Source organism: Streptomyces sp. NH27, from assembly GCF_056859195.1.
In genome coordinates this window covers 1-2,415 of the sequence record NZ_JACEGK010000780.1, presented here as the reverse complement: position 1 = coordinate 2,415, position 2,415 = coordinate 1, and the positions used below count along the sequence as shown (strand labels likewise).

The 2,415-nt window shown below is 78.8% G+C and carries 2 protein-coding genes; both read left to right on the top strand.

The window, feature by feature from the left end; translation table 11 throughout:
- A partial coding sequence (locus AC13HU_RS35715; RefSeq protein ID WP_483046154.1) for a class I SAM-dependent methyltransferase occupies nucleotides 1–461 on the top strand: 461 nt, incomplete at its 5' end.
- Nucleotides 374–2,415 (top strand): helicase-related protein (locus AC13HU_RS35710; protein ID WP_483046153.1); only part of this gene is annotated, 2,042 nt, incomplete at its 3' end. The genes AC13HU_RS35715 and AC13HU_RS35710, both read left to right, overlap by 88 nt.

The window sequence follows — 2,415 nt, the reverse complement described above, 5'->3', positions numbered from 1 at the left end:
CTCTCGTACAGGCCGACGCCGGCACCCTGCCCTTCGCCGACGGCTCCTTCGACCTGGCCTGCTCCGCATACGGCGCGCTGCCCTTCGTCGCGGACACCGCACGCGTGCACCGCGAGGTGGCCCGGGTGCTGCGGCCCGGCGGCCGGTGGGTGTTCTCCGTGACGCACCCGGTGCGCTGGGCCTTCCCCGACGAGCCCGGCCCCGAGGGCCTGACCGCCGTCTCCTCCTACTTCGACCGGACCCCGTACGTCGAGCAGGACGACCGCGGGCTCGCCGTCTACGTCGAGCACCACCGCACCCTGGGCGACCGGGTGCGGGAGATCGCCGCGGCCGGGCTGCGGCTGGTCGACGTGGTGGAACCGGAGTGGCCGGCATGGAACCAACAGGAGTGGGGCGGCTGGTCCCCGCTGCGCGGCCGGCTGCTGCCGGGCACCGCGATCTTCGTCTGCCTCGCCCCGTGATCCGGCCGCGGCCCGAGGGCCTGGCCCTGCCGGTCGCGCCGGTGGTGCCCGCGCTGCTGGCGGCACTGCGGGAGCGCGGCCGCGCGGTGCTGGCCGCGCCGCCCGGGACCGGCAAGACCACGCTGGTCCCGCTGCTGCTGGCCGCGGAGTTCGGCGGGCGGGTGCTGGTCGCCGAGCCCCGCCGGATGGCCGCGCGGGCGGCCGCCCGGCGGATGGCGTGGCTGCTCGGCGAGGAGGTCGGCGGCACCGTCGGCTTCACGGTGCGCGGCGAGCGGCGGGTGTCGGCGGCCACCGCCGTGGAGGTGGTCACCACCGGGGTGCTGCTCCAGCGGTTGCAGCGCGACCCCGAACTGGGCGGCGTCGGCACGGTGATGCTCGACGAGTGCCACGAGCGGCACCTCGACGCCGACACCGCGACGGCCTTCCTGCTGGACGTACGGTCCGTGTTGCGGCCGGAGTTGCGGCTGCTGGCGGCGTCCGCGACCACCGACACCGCGGCGTGGGCGGCGCTGCTGGACGGCCCGGTCGTCGAGGCCGAGGGGGTGCTGCACCCGGTGACGGTGCGGTGGGCGCCGCCGCCCCGCCCGGTGCGCCCGCCGCACGGCATGCGCGTGGACCCGGCGCTGCTGGAGCACGTGGCGGCGACCGTGCGCCGCGCGCTGGGCGAGCAGGACGGCGACGTGCTGTGCTTCCTGCCGGGCGCCGGGGAGATCGCCCGGGTGGCCGGGATGCTCGGCGGACTCGGTGTCGACGTCCTGCAAGTGCACGGGCGGGCGCCCGCCGCCGTGCAGGACGCCGCACTCGCCGCCGGGGAGCGCCGCCGGGTGCTGCTGGCGACATCCGTGGCCGAGTCCAGCCTCACCGTGCCCGGGGTACGGGTCGTGGTGGACTGCGGGCTGGCCCGCGAACCGCGGATGGACCACGCGCGCGGCCTGGGCGCCCTGACCACCGTGCGGGTCTCCCGGGCGGCCGCCGATCAGCGGGCCGGCCGCGCGGGCCGGGAGGCGCCCGGCACCGTGTACCGCTGCTGGGCCGAGGCCGAGCACGCCCGGCTGCCGAGGCTGCCCGCACCCGAGATCGCACTCGCCGACCTGACCGCGTTCGCACTGCAGGCCGCCTGCTGGGGCGAGCCGGACACCACCGGGCTCGCGCTGCTCGACGCTCCCCCGCCCGGCGCGCTGGCCGCCGCCCGGGCCACCCTGCACGAACTCGGCGCCACCGACATCACCGGCCGCGCCACCGACCGCGGAAAACGGCTCGCGCTGCTCGGCCTGCACCCACGGCTCGCCCGCGCCCTGCTGGACGCCGCCCCCGAGACGGGCGCCGCCCGCGCGGCGGAGGTGACCGCCCTGCTGTCCGAGGAACTCCCCGGCTCCTACGGCCCCGACCTGACCGCCGCCTGGCACCGGGCCAGACGCGGCGGGGACCCGTACGGCGCCCGCTGGCGCTCCGAGGCGCGGCGGCTGGAGGGCGCGCTGCGCGCCTCGGCCCCGGCCGGCGGTACGGACAAGCGCGGCCGGCTGACCGACGACGCGGCGGCCGGGCTGGTCGCCGCACTGGCCTTCCCCGAGCGGGTGGCCCGACGGCGCGGACCGGGCGCGTACCTCATGGTCGGCGGCACCGCCGCGGAGGTCGCCGGCGGCATCGGCGAGGCCGAGTGGATCGCGGTCGCGGTCGCCGACCGGGGCGCGGGCCGGGCCGACGCCCGGGTGCGGGTGGCGGCGGTCGTCGACGAGGGCATCGCCAGGCAGGCGGCCGGCGGCGCCCTGGAGTCGTACGAAGAGGTGCGCTGGCGGGACGGCGACGTGGTCGCGCGCCGCGTGGAACGGCTGGGCGCCGTCGAGTTGGGCACGGCGCCGCTACGCCGCCCCGACCCGTCGAAACTGCGCGCCGCGCTCCTGGAGGGGCTACGGGCCGAGGGCACCGGGCTGCTGCGCTGGTCCCGCGAGGCAGG